General features: G+C 47.2%; 12 protein-coding genes and 1 tRNA gene. 6 read left to right on the top strand and 7 right to left on the bottom strand.

What is annotated here, in order from left to right; genetic code table 11:
* Window positions 1-13: 13 nt before the first annotated feature.
* Genes PRU_RS12025 through ftsZ form a run of 3 tightly spaced genes read left to right on the top strand, consistent with a single transcriptional unit; the run spans window position 14 to window position 3,584 of the window.
* Window positions 14-769: a cell division protein FtsQ/DivIB gene (locus tag PRU_RS12025; RefSeq protein WP_013063428.1), complete on the top strand. Its 756-nt coding sequence runs from the start codon at window positions 14-16 to the stop codon at window positions 767-769.
* A 4-nt stretch (window positions 770-773) separates the two neighbouring features.
* The gene (gene ftsA / locus PRU_RS12030) at window positions 774-2,228 is read left to right on the top strand and encodes a cell division protein FtsA (protein WP_013065058.1); all 1,455 of its coding nucleotides are present in this window, start codon (window positions 774-776) and stop codon (window positions 2,226-2,228) included.
* A gap of 27 nt (window positions 2,229-2,255) precedes the next feature.
* Window positions 2,256-3,584 carry a cell division protein FtsZ gene (gene ftsZ / locus PRU_RS12035; protein ID WP_369821141.1) on the top strand — a complete coding sequence of 443 codons (1,329 nt, stop codon included), beginning with the start codon at window positions 2,256-2,258 and terminating at the stop codon, window positions 3,582-3,584.
* Between the two features lie 10 nt (window positions 3,585-3,594).
* Here the strand turns inward: ftsZ and recO are convergent, their stop codons facing one another.
* The gene (gene recO / locus PRU_RS12040) at window positions 3,595-4,320 is read right to left on the bottom strand and encodes a DNA repair protein RecO (RefSeq protein ID WP_013064611.1); all 726 of its coding nucleotides are present in this window, start codon (window positions 4,318-4,320) and stop codon (window positions 3,595-3,597) included.
* A gap of 104 nt (window positions 4,321-4,424) precedes the next feature.
* Between recO and PRU_RS15895 the strand changes: the two genes are divergently transcribed.
* The 3 genes from PRU_RS15895 (at window position 4,425) to gyrB (ending at window position 7,041) form a co-directional block, all read left to right on the top strand.
* A tRNA-Glu gene (locus PRU_RS15895) sits at window positions 4,425-4,496 on the top strand.
* 154 nt (window positions 4,497-4,650) lie between these two features.
* Complete coding sequence (rpsT, locus tag PRU_RS12045) at window positions 4,651-4,905, top strand: 30S ribosomal protein S20 (protein ID WP_013065333.1); 255 nt, start codon at window positions 4,651-4,653, stop codon at window positions 4,903-4,905.
* A gap of 159 nt (window positions 4,906-5,064) precedes the next feature.
* Window positions 5,065-7,041, top strand: coding sequence for a DNA topoisomerase (ATP-hydrolyzing) subunit B (gene gyrB / locus PRU_RS12050; protein WP_013063082.1), 1,977 nt, complete (start codon window positions 5,065-5,067; stop codon window positions 7,039-7,041).
* Between the two features lie 210 nt (window positions 7,042-7,251).
* Here the strand turns inward: gyrB and PRU_RS12055 are convergent, their stop codons facing one another.
* From PRU_RS12055 to PRU_RS12080, 6 genes are all read right to left on the bottom strand, one after another.
* Window positions 7,252-8,238 carry a tetratricopeptide repeat protein gene (locus PRU_RS12055; protein WP_013063836.1) on the bottom strand — a complete coding sequence of 329 codons (987 nt, stop codon included), beginning with the start codon at window positions 8,236-8,238 and terminating at the stop codon, window positions 7,252-7,254.
* A complete protein-coding gene (locus PRU_RS12060; RefSeq protein WP_177168174.1) occupies window positions 8,235-9,518 on the bottom strand; it encodes a TlpA family protein disulfide reductase in 1,284 nt (427 codons plus the stop codon). Before PRU_RS12060 ends, PRU_RS12055 begins: the two co-directional genes overlap by 4 nt.
* A gap of 78 nt (window positions 9,519-9,596) precedes the next feature.
* Window positions 9,597-11,990, bottom strand: coding sequence for a TonB-dependent receptor (locus tag PRU_RS12065; protein ID WP_224083050.1), 2,394 nt, complete (start codon window positions 11,988-11,990; stop codon window positions 9,597-9,599).
* A gap of 101 nt (window positions 11,991-12,091) precedes the next feature.
* Window positions 12,092-12,955: a GLPGLI family protein gene (locus PRU_RS15435; RefSeq protein WP_013063154.1), complete on the bottom strand. Its 864-nt coding sequence runs from the start codon at window positions 12,953-12,955 to the stop codon at window positions 12,092-12,094.
* A gap of 484 nt (window positions 12,956-13,439) precedes the next feature.
* Window positions 13,440-14,267 carry a GLPGLI family protein gene (locus PRU_RS15440; protein ID WP_049769162.1) on the bottom strand — a complete coding sequence of 276 codons (828 nt, stop codon included), beginning with the start codon at window positions 14,265-14,267 and terminating at the stop codon, window positions 13,440-13,442.
* A gap of 94 nt (window positions 14,268-14,361) precedes the next feature.
* Window positions 14,362-15,954: an ATP-binding protein gene (locus PRU_RS12080; protein WP_143040112.1), complete on the bottom strand. Its 1,593-nt coding sequence runs from the start codon at window positions 15,952-15,954 to the stop codon at window positions 14,362-14,364.
* Window positions 15,955-15,958: the final 4 nt, after the last annotated feature.

Genomic DNA, 15,958 nt, shown 5'->3' on the forward strand with positions numbered 1-15,958 from the left:
TTGTAAAATACAAATGACTTTCAACTGGAAACATATCCTCTTGGTAGCCTGCAACGCAGCCGTTGGCATCTACTTGATACTGGCCGTCACCGCTTTCAACAGCCCCGACGAAGCCATGGCCAAAGCCTGCACCGAGGTTAACATCGACATCGAACAGGAGTCGATGGAGGGTTTCCTGAATCCAGACGAAGTCAAGAAGCTGCTCACACAGCATCAGTTATACCCGCTCTCGCAGCCCATGAACACCATCTCGCCACGCAAGATGGAGGAGACCCTGCTTAAGAGTCCGTTTGTTGAGAAGGCAGAGTGCTATAAAACACTGAACGGACATGTGTGCATCAGCATCAAACAGCGCATACCTGTTATCCGCATCATGGCCGAGAATGGCGAGAACTACTATCTCGACCATCATGGCAACATCATGCCCGAGGCAGGTTATGCCACCGATATTCTGGTAGCCACAGGCCGCATCAGCAAGAAGTACGCCCAGAAAGCCCTGTCGAAGGTGGCCAACCAGATTGTAGGCGATAGTTTCTGGCGCAACCAGGCTGTACAGCTCAACATCCTGCCCAACGGCACCATCGAGATGGTACCCCGTGTAGGCGAGCATGTAGTATATCTGGGATCGCCCACAAATATCGACAGCAAGCTCGAACGTCTGCGTAAGTTCTACATCTACGGTCTTAACAAGGCCGGTTGGAACAAATACAACTATATCAATGTAGAGTTCAGCAACCAAATTATATGTAAAAAAGTGAATAGTGATTAATAATATGGCAGCAAAGGATTTTATTGTAGCAATTGAACTCGGTTCATCCAAAGTAACCGGAATCGCGGGACAGAAGAATCTCGACGGCAGCATCAACGTACTGGCTGTTGTCAAGGAGAACTCTTCGTCGTTTATCCGCAAAGGTGTGGTTTATAACATCGACAAGACCGCACAATGCCTTACCAGTATTATCAAGAAACTGGAGAATCAGCTCAAGACTCAGATCACACAGGTGTATGTCGGCGTTGGCGGTCAGTCAATCCGCAGCGTCAAGAACGTAGTAACCAAGGATCTTCCAGGCGAAACCATCATCACACAGGATATGGTAATCGAACTGATGGATGCTAACCGTAACATGACCTACCAAGACCAGGAAATTCTCGATGCTGCCGTACAGGAATACAAGGTGGGCACCCAGTTCCAGCTGGACCCCGTAGGCATCCAGGCCACCCATCTCGAAGGTCACTTCCTGAACATTCTGGAGCGCAAGGCCTTCTACCGCAATCTGAACAAGTGCTTCGAGACAGCCGGCATCAACGTAGCCGAGATGTACCTCGCACCTTTGGCACTGGCCGATAGCGTGCTTACCGAGGTTGAGAAACGCTCTGGCTGCGCCCTTGTCGACCTCGGATCGGATACCACTACCGTATCTGTTTATTCAAAGAATATCCTGCGCCATCTGGCTGTCATCCCTCTGGGCAGCAATAATATCACCAAGGATATCGCCACACTCCAGATGGAAGAGAGCGATGCCGAGAAGATGAAACTGAAGTACGGTTCGGCCTATACCGACAATAACGAGATCGACAACGAGCTCAAGTACTCTATCGATCCCGACCGTCAGGTTGAGAGCCGTAAGTTCATCGAGATTGTAGAGGGTCGCTTAGAGGAGATTATCGAAAACGTATGGTACCAGATACCATCTGAATATTACGACAAACTGTTAGGCGGTATCATCCTGACAGGTGGTGGTTCGAACATGAAGAACATCGAGAAAGCCTTCTTCAACCACACTCACGTAGACAAAATCCGCATCGCCAAGTTTGTATCGCAGACTGTGCAGACCAACAACGAGGACATCAAGGCCCACAACGGCACGATGAACACCGTATTAGGTCTGCTGGCCAAGGGCGACATCAACTGCGCTGGCGATGCTTTCGATCCTAACGGCGACCTGTTTGCCAGTCTGAGACCTCAGACACCACATCTCACTAACGACCAGCGCCCAGCCCGTCAGACTACCGATCTGCCAGCAGGTGTTATCCGTACCGAGGCCGAGAAGCAGAAGGCCGAAGAGGAGCGCCGCCGCCAGCAGGAGGAGGAAGAGCGCGCACGCCTTGAAGAGGAGCGCCGCCAGCAAGAGGAAGAGGCCCGCATCCGCAAGGAGAACAGCACCTGGAACAAGTTCAAGAAAGGACTCCTGAACTTTGGAAAGAAGATTGTTGAAGAAGAAGATTAAAAAAGAAGAAGAATTATGGAGAATAATATGAATATAGACATCCTGGACTTCGGAGCACCGGAGAAGGAGCACAGCATTATCAAAGTGATTGGTGTTGGCGGTGGTGGTGGCAATGCTGTTAACCACATGTATCGCGAAGGCATTCACGATGTTACATTCGTGCTTTGCAACACCGATAACCAGGCACTTAACGATTCGCCCGTACCCGTACATCTCCAGTTGGGTAAGGAGGGTCTTGGTGCAGGAAACAAGCCTGAGAAGGCTCGTCAGGCTGCCGAAGAGAGTATCGACGACATCCGCACCATGCTGAACGACGGCACCCGCATGGCATTCATCACCGCAGGTATGGGTGGTGGTACCGGTACTGGTGCAGCCCCTGTTATCGCCCGCGTTTCTAAGGAGTTAGGTATCCTTACCGTAGGTATCGTTACTATCCCCTTCCGCTTTGAGGGCGACCGCAAGATCGACCAGGCTCTCGACGGTGTCGAGGAGATGTCGAAGCATGTCGACGCCCTGCTGGTTATCAACAACGAGCGCCTGCGTGAGATTTATCCAGAGCTGTCGGTTCTCGACGCCTTTGGTAAGGCCGACGACACACTGAGCGTTGCCGCCAAGTCAATCGCCGAGATTATCACTGTTCACGGACTCATCAACCTCGACTTCAACGATGTAAAGACCGTACTGAAGGATGGTGGTGTAGCTATCATGAGTACTGGTTATGGCGAGGGCGAAGGTCGTGTAAAGAAGGCTATCGAGGATGCCCTCAACTCACCGCTGCTTAACGATAACGACATCTTCAACTCTAAGAAGATTCTGCTCTCTATCTCGTTTGCAGGTTCAAAGGATGGTCAGTCATCACTCATGATGGAGGAGATGAACGATGTTAACGACTTTATGGCTAAGTTCGGCAACGACTTTGAGATTAAGTGGGGATTGGCAACCGACCTTGAGCTGGGTAAGAAGGTTAAGGTAACTATCCTGGCCACCGGTTTCGGCATCGAGAATGTAGATGGTATGAACGGCCACCTGAAGAAGCACTCTCAGGAGGATATCAACCGTATTGCTGCCGAGCAGGAGAAAGCTGCCGAGCGTCAGGACCGCCGTAACCGCTACTATGGCGGTGAGGGTGCCACCAAGCGCTACAAGCGCCGTCCTAACATCTACCTGTTCCGTCCTGAGGATCTGGATAACGACGATGTGATCTCTGCTGTTGAACAGACACCTACATACAAGCGTACCCGCGAGATTCTGGATAGCATCAACTCGCAGGCCAGCAACGTAGATGAGATTGTGAACATCGACGAGCCCAACCAGGAGCCACAGGAACCTATTCAGGGCACTATTAAGTTTATGTAAATCAGCTGCCTTACTGATATAAGGCTTGCAATACCTCTATCGACTTCATCTCTGGGAAATCCGGCAGATGGAGTCGATAATATTTTAGTGATACCTCCAGCAAGCGGTTGCGCTCCTGGTGTGACATGCGGAACAGATGCATGGTGGGAAAGTCCATACGCATCATCAGCTGTACTTTCTGTGCCTCTTCGGGATGCAGAAAGTCGCGATGCACAGGCGGCATTGGCATAAACACACTCTCGCGCAAGTCAAAATAATCGCCATCCTTGTAATCGTCAAGATTCGGATAGAAGCCTAAAAAGCGTGTCAGCCTCAACAAAAACACCAAGTGGAAGTTAGCAAAACTCGACTGCTGACCGTCCAGCCATACAATACTATTCTCCAGATACTCGTACAGCAACTCGTTACGCTGTTCCGATCGCAACGCATAATACAGGAATTCGGCTACGAATAGCGAGATGGCCAACTTGTCGGGCTCGAACGGTATCGATGCAAAGGGGGCAGCCAACCGTACATCATGCAGTTTCTGCAGCTGCTGTCTTGGACGTATATCGGTTTCTATTTCCAAAATAGTCAATGGCTGGAAAAACTGCTTCTTTACCTTACCCCTGGGTGTTTTGGGTATGCTCACAATAAACGCCTGCCTACCAAACACTTTGGTAAACATATCTACTATCAGTCGGGTTTCGCCGTATTTGATAGCATGCAGCACAATAGCCTGAGTTTTCGTCAACATACGGTGCAAAGGTACGAAAATTATTCGTAAAATGTTATTTTTTACTAAAAAAATTTGGTAGAACCGAAAAATAGTAGTACCTTTGCACCCGCATTTTGCGCGATGGTCCCTTCGTCTATCGGTTAGGACGAGAGATTTTCATTCTCTAAAGAGGAGTTCGACTCTCCTAGGGACTACAAAATTTAAATCTGTCATCTGCACAGCCATGTGCTACCAGCCTTCAAGGATGGGATAAGGTGGCGGAGGGTTCGTAAGAACCCGCCCAGGGCAGCCTTAACGACGTAAGACCCATAAGCTTTATATTAACAATTTAAATTTCATTCAAAAAACATGGCAAATCACAAGTCATCAGTGAAGAGAATCCGTCAGGAGAAGAAAAGAGCACTTCACAATCACTACTACGCAAAGACAATGCGTAACGCAGTTCGCAAGCTCCGTGCTACAACAAACAAGGAAGAGGCTGTAGCTCTGTTCCCAAAGGTACAGAAGATGCTGGACAAGCTGGCTAAGACCAACGTAATCCACAAGAACAAGGCCGCAAACCTGAAGTCAAGCCTTGCACTGCACGTTAACAAGCTGGGATAATATTTACCCAACAATAAGTACAAGCCGTAGCCCCAAGAGGGTTGCGGCTTTCTTTTTTCAGTTTTTTAGCAGATAAACTACGTTTATCTGAACTTTTTTTTGTACCTTTGCAACCAAAATGGTAAATTTCGAGAATCGAAAAATTGAAGAATTAAAATAATGACAGAAGAACAACTGAACCAAGAACAAAACTACTCCGCGAGTAACATTCAGGTACTCGAGGGTTTGGAAGCTGTACGTAAGCGTCCTGCTATGTACATTGGCGACATCAGTGAGAAGGGTCTCCACCATCTGGTAAACGAAACCGTTGATAACTCTATCGACGAGGCCATGGCTGGCTACTGTACCCACATCGAGGTAACCATCAACGAGGATAACTCAATCACCGTTCAGGACAACGGTCGTGGTATCCCAGTAGATGAGCACGAGAAGATGCACAAGAGCGCCCTCGAGGTGGTTATGACAGTACTCCACGCTGGTGGTAAGTTCGATAAGGGCTCATACAAGGTATCAGGTGGTCTGCATGGTGTAGGTGTAAGCTGTGTAAACGCGCTCTCTACCCACATGATGTCGCAGGTATTCCGTAACGGTCACATCTACCAGCAGGAGTACGAGAAGGGTAAGCCCCTCTACGACGTAAAGATTGTAGGCGACACCGACAAGACCGGTACCCGCCAGCAGTTCTGGCCCGACGGCAGCATTTTCACTACTACCGAATACAAGTACGACATCATCGCTAAGCGTATGCGCGAGCTGGCTTATCTTAATGCCGGTATCACCATCACTCTTACCGACTTGCGTCCTGATGAGGAGGGCAACCTCCGTCAGCCCGAGGTATTCCACGCCAAGGAGGGACTCAAGGAGTTCGTTCGCTACGTCGATCGTCACCGCACCTCAATCATCGGCGATCCTATCTGCCTGAAGACAGAGAAAGATGGTGTGCCCATCGAGGTAGCCCTGCTGTACAACAGCGATTATTCAGAGAACATCCACTCTTACGTTAACAATATCAACACCATCGAGGGTGGTACCCACCTTACTGGTTTCCGCATCGCCCTGGCCCGCACACTTAAGAAGTATGCCGACGAGGACGATCAGCTGCGCAAGCAGATTGAGAAGGCCAAGATCGAGGTAGCCCAGGACGACTTCCGCGAAGGTCTTACCGCTATCATCTCTGTTAAGGTTGCCGAACCTCAGTTCGAGGGTCAGACCAAGACCAAGCTTGGTAACAGCGAGGTGAACGGTGCCGTACAGAAGGCTGTAGGCGAGGCTATGACCAACTACCTGGAGGAGAACCCCAAAGAGGCTCATACCATCTGCGAGAAGGTTATTCTGGCCGCTACAGCACGTATTGCAGCCCGCAAGGCCCGCGAGAGTGTACAGCGTAAGAATCCTATGACTGGTGGTGGTCTGCCTGGTAAGCTGGCCGACTGCTCAAACAAGGATCCTAAGGAGTGTGAGATCTTCCTCGTCGAGGGTGACTCGGCCGGTGGATCTGCTAAGCAGGGTCGCGACCGTCACTTCCAGGCCATCCTGCCTCTGCGTGGTAAGATTCTGAATGTAGAAAAAGTACAGTGGCACCGTGTGTTCGAGGCCGAATCGGTTATGAACATTATCCAGAGTATTGGTGTACGCTTCGGCGTTGACGGCGAGGACTCTAAGGATGCAAATATCGATAAGCTGCGTTACGATAAGATTATCATCATGACCGACGCCGACGTCGATGGTTCTCACATCGACACACTGATAATGACACTCTTCTATCGCTTTATGCCACAGGTTATCCAGGGCGGTCACCTTTACATCGCCACCCCACCACTCTACAAGTGTACTTACAAGAAGACTTCTGAGTACTGCTACACCGAGCAGCAGCGCCAGGCATTCATCGATAAGTATGTAGCTGGTAACGGCGACGACAAGGGCTTGCACACCCAGCGTTACAAAGGTCTTGGTGAGATGAACCCAGAGCAGCTTTGGGAGACTACCATGAACCCAGAGAACCGCTTGCTCAAGCAGGTTACCATCGAGAATGCTGCCGAGGCCGACGAGATCTTCTCAATGCTGATGGGCGACGACGTAGAACCACGCCGCGAGTTCATCGAGAAGAACGCCACATACGCCAATATCGACGCATAAAAATACGTCAGACACAATAGCAAAACAACTTGTTTTGTAGCGTAAAAGATAGTCTTTTACTATTTAAGTAGCTATCTCTTACAAAGCAAAACAAGTTGTTTTGTTTTTATACATGTATCATATTAGAAGTGATACTTCCACTAAAAACATCACCACATCTATCATTCTGTATTTCAATACATTATACCCAAAAGTGATACTTTACGTATTCTACCACATCATCATGCGGAGGGTGCGCTGGGCAGCGGAGCGCATATCCTTTATCTTGTCGTTGTACTCTTTGTTTTCGGTAGCTTCCAGGAATCGGTTGAAATAATCTTTAGCCTTGTCGCGTTGCTTTAGTTGGAAGTAACACTGTCCCATCAGGTAGGTGAGCTCGTTTACATCTTTCTCCTCGGCATAACGCATACACTCCTGCAACTCCTCCAAACGGAAATCGGGTTCTGACTTTAGTTTAAAAGCCTCGGCCAATTCCTTGTGCAAACGGAATAAGGTCTGACGATCGGGCATCAGTAGCTTTTTAGCCTCATCGAGATACGACAAAGCCTCGGCTCCAAGGCCAACCCTGTTGCTGACAATACCCAACATAAACAGGCAATAGGGATGATGGTCGTTCTTATCATAAGCGCGATACAGATAATCATAAGCTGTAGAGTTATCGCCCATGCGCTGATAAGTTAAGCCTAAGGTATAGAGCGTACCAAAACAGGTATCGCCAACAGCTTCGAGTTTCTTCAGCTCCTGTATGGCAAGGTCGTAATTACCTATGTTATAATAGGCCTCGGCCAATTGACGGTTAACCAGAATATGAGTAGAATCGTGCTCAACGTACTTCTTGCAGATGTCGATAACCTTCAAAGGGAAAGTCTTGCGCCCCATATCGCCCTGCCAACCATTGTTCAGTCTTGGCGTATAATCTACAATCAACTGTGCATCGTAAGGATTGCTTTTCAGCATCTCATCAGCCCAATAAGCCAAGGAATCGTTCTGGCCAAGCTGAGCAAAATTGCTGTAGTAAAGGTGCATATCATCTGCGTTTAGGCTATCAGTAGGAATCTGTCGCAGACAATTGATACTCTTGTTGAAGTAGCCTCGTGATGCCAAACGGACGGCATCAGCACGAAGAGTTGTTGGCGTTTGTGCAAAGGCAGACAGGCCAATGAATACGGCAAGAATTACGAGTGATATCTTTTTCATTGTTGTTTCTCTTTTTCTAATAATATTTTAAGTTTATCGATAGCCAGCGTGATGCTGATATTCTTAGCGATGATACGACCAGAACGGTCAACCAGATAGTTATGGGGAATGGTTTGGATATCGAGAGCTTGATACTCGGGATACATTACTCTCTTCTTATCATCGTAGGCATAATAATTGTAAATCTTGTAGGGGCGATCGGTTTGGGTGGCATCTTTGTTGCGCAGATCTTTCTCCTTTACGGTGCTCCACCACTGTTTGCGATTCTCGTCTATACCTATCAGACACACAGCCAAGTCATCGCTAAACTCCTGTGCAGCATAGCGGATATTGGGCATCTGAGCCATGCAAGGCTGGCACCACGATGCCCAGAAATCTACCAAAACGTATTTCCCACGAAATTCATTAACGTTAGGCTTCGCTCCGTTATAAAGGCGCAAGTTCATGTAGTCGCCTACCTTCAAAGGCCTTACTTTTACTTTATCTTCTTTCTGGAATCGCTCACTATACGTTCGTAATTGCATACCAGCCCATATCTCAAAACTCTGTGCCGACATATATGTCCCCATCGTGCTATCGTTTACAAAGGCTTTCATAGGTGAATAATCAGGGAATCGCACTAACAGCGAGTTCATCATATCGTCAACCTCCTTCTCGGTATAAGGATAAAGCGTTGGATTCCTGCGGAAAGAGTAGAATACATCACTTGCAGCTTCAATCACACTATATGGACTTTTTCCTGTACAGGCATAATCAAGGATATAGCGTTCAAGTTTATCTTTCTCCTGCTTCGCTATAGCGCGGATAGAATCACACTGGGCGTCGGAAAGGTTATAGAGCTGCGACATGTTATTCTGATTGAGATATACCTGACGAAGACTATCGTACCTACATTGATAATGCACCATTTCGAGTGTTGATGGTGAGCCCTGCACCTTATCGATATAGCGCAAACGGAAACCGTCGTCTTCATCGCCGATATGAATCGTTAAGCTGTCGCCACCCTTTACTACGATGGGCACACACTGCGGCCCGCGCCGTTGAAGCATCAGGTTTACGTTATACTCATAAGGCACATAGCCGTGCATGGTGCCCTCGCGATGCAACGAGTCGAAACTGATAGAGTCGTGCAGTTGCATCTCGCGTTCAATCATCGAGTACATATACATTTTTTGTGGTTCGCTGGCGATGGCCGAATCAATCTTCACCGTTACCGCAAACCTATTCTCAGGCACTCCCACCCACTTCTGGGCCGATGCGCCTGAAACACTTAATGCCATTAATGTTACTAATACAATCTGTTTCATACTACGCTTTGCAAAAATAATGATTTCTATTGATACAACAAAATATTATTACTACAAATTAAAGAATACTCTTGCCAGGAAATCGCGAGGGCGGAGTTGGTTGTTTACCACTATGTCGGTATAGCTGGTGGTATAGTGGCGATGGTAGTTGCGGGTGTTCAGGATGTTTGAACATTGTACACCAGCCTCGAAGGTCTTGGTGCGATACGATATAGACAGGTCGCTGAGATAGTTGGTAGAAACAGAATTGTCATTGCTATGATATAGCTCATTCGCCCACTCTATCTGCCAATTACCTGGCAACAGGAACACCTTAAGTTGGTGGTTAAACGACTGCAGCGATCGCGTCATCGACTGACGGCTATAGCGATAGGCTGATTCTTCTTCGATAGACAACCAACGGGTGGGTTTCATCGAGAATCGCAGAGTGGCTCTACCATTGCGGGCATGCTGGCGACTCAGCACATTGCTAATCAGCAAATCATAGCTGCTCCACGAGTAGCTGCCACTCATCGAAACACTAAGCTTTGCCCAAAAGATTGACTTGCCCAGATTACCCGACACGCTGTAGTACTCATTGTTTTGGCGATAATCGGTAGCCTGACGGGTATAGACGTTGCCCACCAATCTACTCTGGTAGATAATGGCATCGCGAGTATTGTTGTAGCTCGAACTGATTGCACCAAACATACCCGTCATCACATTGCGATAGTTCAATCCGATACCAGCCGAATGGCCTGTGGTGTGCTCAAACTCCCCAGAACCCTGTTGGCAATAAAGATAGTTGGTATAATAGGGCATGCGGGTGATAGTGGCGATATCGCTGGGTGTCCATCGGTAACTGTAGTTGCCGCTGATATCGAGTTTCGAGGTGATGCTGTAGCGGACAAAGAGATGAGGCACTATCAGGGGCGTTTGACTACGCTGCTCCTGATACTGGCGCAACAGCCAACTAACACGTCCGTTAAGGTTGATGCTCCAAGACCCCTCACGATAGCTGAACGAAGGCTCAACATAGGGCTGATACTCGCTATAGCGATCGCGACTACTCAATGTAAGCCATTGGTTCTTGGTTTCGAAACCAGCCTTCCAGGTGGCTTTTACCTGCTTGATACTGTGCTGATAGTAGGCATATACGTTCCAATAAAGCATCTGCTGGGTAAGGTGCTGGGTAGTATCGCCAAGCAACAGCAGCTTGCCAGGCAGATAACTATAGCTGAACAGCGAGGCTATCGAATAGCTCTTGCCGTTCTTAAGTTTGTTTATCAGCTCCAGATTATCCACGATGTAACGTTTGCGAGGCTCCACCCGTTGAGGTGTTGGCATACCGTTTAACATCGATAGTCCTTCACTCTTATTGAAATCGATATAGCCCTTCAGCGTGTTCGACAGATAGTGATTATCGCGATTGGCCTTGTAGAGCAGTTCGGCCTGCCACTCGCTGCGTGTGCTGTGCGCCGATTGCTCCTCGGTAATCAGGGCCGAGTCGGCATCCAGATAGATGGTCTGGCGACCCTGTTGCTGCCTACTGCGGTCGTATAGGCCTGTCAGCTGCAGCTTCAGGTCGTCATCTTTCTTATTCTTAAACAGCCAGTTGGTTGCGGCGATATAGGTATCGTTGAACTTGCTGCGACGCGCTTCAAGACTGGGTGCACCAAGACTGATATTGCTAAGTATGGCCGACTCTGTGGGGGCCGATTTCTCGAATCGCGACAGGTCTGTTACTTCATGCTCGATATCCTTACCTGTATTGTTAGCTTTCACCATTGATATACTCTGCTTTTTGCGACCAAACACCATCTCCAGCCATCGTGCATCGCGCAACCAATCATCCCCATAACCAGTAGCCATATCCACCACGCCTTGCCACACGTTCTTGGCATCATCCTTCAGCACCAGATTGAGTGCAGCCTGCTCTGAGAATTGAACATTCTTTAGAGCTTTTACGGGTTGATGGTTCTCGTAAACCTGCACGCTTTTTACCTTATCGGCCGAGAGGTTCTCGCTGGCCATTGCATACTTGCCACCCAGCAAGTCCATCCCTTCGATATAGAACTTGTTGATTGTCTTGCCCTGATATTTGATGGAACCATTAGGCTGTACTTCAAGTCCTGGCATTTTAGCGATGACGTCAGCTATCGAGCGATCTTGTTTCTGTTTGAATCCAGCAACAGAGTAAGTCAGCGTATCGCCTTCGGCACGTATCCGTTGTGGCGTTACTTTCACCTCTTTCAGGGCTACAGCCTGTTCCTGCATCTTGATAGTCTGTCCGTTCTTATAATCCTTGAGTGGTATTACTACCTTACCAAAACCCATCATCATTACCTCTATACTCTTGGCCTCTTTGCCTTGTGGAATGATGAGCGAGAAGCGTCCATCCTGCCCAGCACGAGCAAAGGCCACCACTGAACCGCCGTTGGTTTTGGCCACGACGGAGGCTGACACAAGTGGTTGCCCACCCTTGTCAGTCACCCGCCCGGCGTATGTCTGCGCTTTAATAAAAAGAGAGACGAACATTAATTTAAATAAAATTAGCAGCAGACGTTTCATTTTTTCTTCTTCGTAATTTTATTCTTTGAATACTTCTTCTTTAGGTTGACGCCAGGAAACTTCTCGTATAAGATACGGGTTTGAGGGGAAATCTTGACTTCATTTCCCTGTGCATCCCACATTCTTGTAACCCTCGCCGCCATACCTGTTATTTGTGACAAATGAGCAGAACGATCCCAATACTCCATCATCATGATTTCTGCTACACGTTCTGGCATATAGGTATCAATCACACCCGATTTTGGCATTTTCATCTTGATTTCATGTCCATCACCCTTCTCTATGCCAATGCAGTTAAAACGAAACTTATCTTCCGAATCATAAGCATATAGCACCAAACCTGGCAGACCGCAGAATTTCCAAGGACCGTCGCTATAGGGCAAATCGAGTGTGTACCATACCGTCCAGATTCTACCTCTGAATATGGTGGTAGCCTTATGGCAGGGATAGCCACATACAATAGAGTCGCCATCCAGCAGTTGCCAGTCAAATAATCCTTCTATCTTTTCACGACAAGACACCCAACCAGGCATGTGGACAAACCGCAGATATCCTTCGTTAGGCGTATTCTTAAACACCTCATCACGCAATGTTGCATAGCCAGCATAGGGATCTTTGATTCGCTTAGCCATGATGTCGCTTTTGTTTTTAGTCAGAAATTCACCTATTATACTAATATATTGCGATGAGTGTTCGCCAATATCCAATCGCATCAGGTCTTTTTCCCTTTTAGCCACCTCTTCTACTTTCTGGTATTGCACCTCATAGGTAACCGACAGTTTGGTAACGTCTGACTGAGCATTAACCCCAGTCACACGCACAATCAACGCTAATAGAATTAAAATAATCATTCGCATCATTATCTGATTTTAGTTTTCTGCGGCAAAGGTATATAAAAACCCCGATAGCCTGATAAAACCATAGTTTGCAAATAGTTTGCATTTGATTGTTTGCCCCGTTTTTGTTCCCACGTGAGGGAATTTTTGCGCCCTCACGAGGGAAATAATTTTTCTATTAATAGTAGCATATAGCAGGAGCGCCGTCATTGTACGGCAGTATCTGGCAGATAGTATGGCAGTATCTGATAGAAAGTCGTAATGCAGGGTAGAAACAGGGAAACAGGGAAAACGGGAATCGGGGTGGTTTTAGAACGCAACGAGGAAAGCTAATAATTGGATAAATGATACGATTATCATTTTTAATTATATATACCTATCTATAAGCTTACGCTCGCTGCCAAACCATACCTACTCCACGTTTCCCTGTTTCCCTGTTTCTCAGTTTCGTTAGCTAATAAATACTACTATCAGCATAAGTTCACAGCTAGCGAGGATGGTTTCATAATTATTTCTTTTTACGCGAGCGGGGATTAGTTTTATTTTTCTTCTTGTGGTTTTGAGGGAATATTTCGTAGGGAATGGCTGTTTTGGGTGTCCACTTATAATGCCGGCCTTTTGCGTCGATTCTGTCTGTGATACGTCCTCCAGACATTGCATAAACATAAGCATCATTGTCGGCTGCTTCGAATAAGAGCAATTCTTCTGCTTTCTCTGGGGTTACTAATCGTATTCTTTTTGATGCAGGAAAAGAAAAAGTGTGTCCATCGCCTTTCTCGATGCTGGTGCAGTCGAAAATAAACTGTCGTGTACTATCTTGGGCATGAAGTATCAGCCCAGGCAAACCGCATAATTTCCAAGGGCCATCGTTATATGCCAAATCAAGTGTATACCATGCAGTCCAGGTTCGACCGCGAAATGTGGTCTGAGCTTTGTGGCAAGGATATCCACAAACAATAGAATTGCCCTCGACCAACTGCCAATCAAACAGATGGTTGATAGAATCCTGAGTGGTTATCCAATACGGCCAATGCATGGCTGTGACAAGCCCTTTGTTAGGCATATTCTTGTAAACCTCTTCATTCTTAATCTTTGTTCCTGGATAGGGAGCTTTGCCTACGGGATTAAAATTATACCACTCTGATACCTTACTATAATAACGCGAAGTATTTGTGCCAATATCAAGCTGAGCGATGTCTCTTGACAGCGAATCATCTTCGGCATAGTTCAGATAATGCACCTCGTACGTCACCGACAGTTTGGTGATGTCTGACTGAGCATCAACACCAGCCACACGTGCAATCAACATCAATAATAATAGAAATATCATTTTCATCCTGAATTTGATTTTGGTTTATCGGCGGCAAAGGTATATAAAAACTCCGATAGCCTGATGCTACCGGAGTTTGCAAATAGTTTGCATTTGGAGTTTAGAGGGTGCGAATTACCTCGTCCCAGTCTTTTGCACTGGCTTTTTTGCCAAATGTCTTTTCGTACAGACGACTGCGAACGGTTGATATGGCAGCCTTGCTGCGGAGGGTGAGTGTGGCAATTCTAACAGGTTCGAAACCTGCTTTTAGCAACAGACTGACATGCAGTTCGTGAGTAGATGGATGACACAGATGCATCAAACGTCCTGTGAATCCATCATATACCTCATCGATGGCCTCCGATAGACTTATCCAATCATCATCTGTTGGATGCTCACTATCAGGCAGCGTAGCCAGTCGTTGCCATATCTCTGTACTCTCTATCGTTTGTTCGGCTCGTTTTATCTCTTCTACGTCGGCCTTGGCATAGTTCTTTTTCAACTGTTGCAGGTGCTGGATACGCATCTCCATCAGTTCCTGGCGACGGCGATGACGCTGGATATAGGTAGCAAAGAGCACTACGATAATCACCACCACAGCTATACCTATTATAATAATCGACAGTTTAAAGTTGTTGTCGGCTTTCAGCTGCACGTTTTCTTCGGCCTGTTTCTGATTGTTGTAGAAAGCGTCGGCCTGGGCGATGGCCTCGTTGTTGGCGATAAAGTTCAGTTCATCGTTCAAATCCTTATAACGTGTGAAATGGTCTTCGGCCTCGGCTGCTTTACCTTGTTGGATAGCGATATGAGCCAGAATCTCATGAACATCGCGCCTGCTAACAGAGTTGCCCTCGTTCATCACTCTCTGAGCAAAGAACAGAGCAGAGTCAATACTTCCTGTGTGGTAATATACACTTGCTAACAAGGCATCAACCTTATGACGCCCGCCTTGCATTTGCTTATCCTTCAGGGGGAGAGCCAATCCCTTGGCAGCATTATACTGCCCGCTTTCGCAGTAGTAGCTGGCCATATCGAACCTTAGTTCGTCTTGTTCATCAAACAGTCCGGCTTTTGTGGCTAAGACAAATGCGTCGTTAAGGTACGATAACATACCTCTTGGCACGCGTTCCATCTTAAACGACTGACTGATATAGCGTATTGCATGAATCATGCTGAGTGTGTCGCCCTGATTTTCAGCATAGTGCAGAATGTAATTGGCATAGCGATTGGCAACATCGGGCATATTCTGGCGCAGCAGCAGTTTCACCATCCTTTCGTATAAATCGATATGCTGAGGCGTGATTTCGGTTGGCAACAGCTCTTCGGCCTTATGATAATAGGCGATTGCCTTAGGACCATCGCTGCAGTTAGCTGCTATCGAACCAGCTATGATATAACTACGTATCAGTTTTTTCTTATCGCCTACCTCCTCGTAATAATCCACTATTTCGTCAGCTGCCTTGAAGTTGCGTTCAGGCGACAGCTCGTTGTTCATCTCAAGTGCCAACAGCATATAATAATGCTTCACATAATCGGCACAATTATCCGTCTGTCCCTTCAGTTGGGCCAGTTCTTTTCGAGCTAAGTCGCGATTATGTCGATGATCAATCTTGTCGAGCTCGTGGTAATAATACTTGTTGCCGCTATAATGGCAACCCGATAAGAGCGTGATGGCAAACATTACCATCAATCCTTGAAAACATATCTTTTTCACTATT

It is taken from the genome of Xylanibacter ruminicola 23 (assembly GCF_000025925.1).
Taxonomy (GTDB): domain Bacteria; phylum Bacteroidota; class Bacteroidia; order Bacteroidales; family Bacteroidaceae; genus Prevotella; species Prevotella ruminicola.

Coding starts and splice junctions, on each gene's coding strand:
- PRU_RS12025 (WP_013063428.1), top strand. CDS start 14: ATGACTTTCAACTGGAAACATATCCTCTTGGTAGCCTGCAACGCAGCC.
- ftsA (WP_013065058.1), top strand. CDS start 774: ATGGCAGCAAAGGATTTTATTGTAGCAATTGAACTCGGTTCATCCAAA.
- ftsZ (WP_369821141.1), top strand. CDS start 2,256: ATGAATATAGACATCCTGGACTTCGGAGCACCGGAGAAGGAGCACAGC.
- recO (WP_013064611.1), bottom strand. CDS start 4,320: ATGTTGACGAAAACTCAGGCTATTGTGCTGCATGCTATCAAATACGGC.
- rpsT (WP_013065333.1), top strand. CDS start 4,651: ATGGCAAATCACAAGTCATCAGTGAAGAGAATCCGTCAGGAGAAGAAA.
- gyrB (WP_013063082.1), top strand. CDS start 5,065: ATGACAGAAGAACAACTGAACCAAGAACAAAACTACTCCGCGAGTAAC.
- PRU_RS12055 (WP_013063836.1), bottom strand. CDS start 8,238: ATGAAAAAGATATCACTCGTAATTCTTGCCGTATTCATTGGCCTGTCT.
- PRU_RS12060 (WP_177168174.1), bottom strand. CDS start 9,518: ATGGCATTAAGTGTTTCAGGCGCATCGGCCCAGAAGTGGGTGGGAGTG.
- PRU_RS15435 (WP_013063154.1), bottom strand. CDS start 12,955: ATGATGCGAATGATTATTTTAATTCTATTAGCGTTGATTGTGCGTGTG.
- PRU_RS15440 (WP_049769162.1), bottom strand. CDS start 14,267: ATGAAAATGATATTTCTATTATTATTGATGTTGATTGCACGTGTGGCT.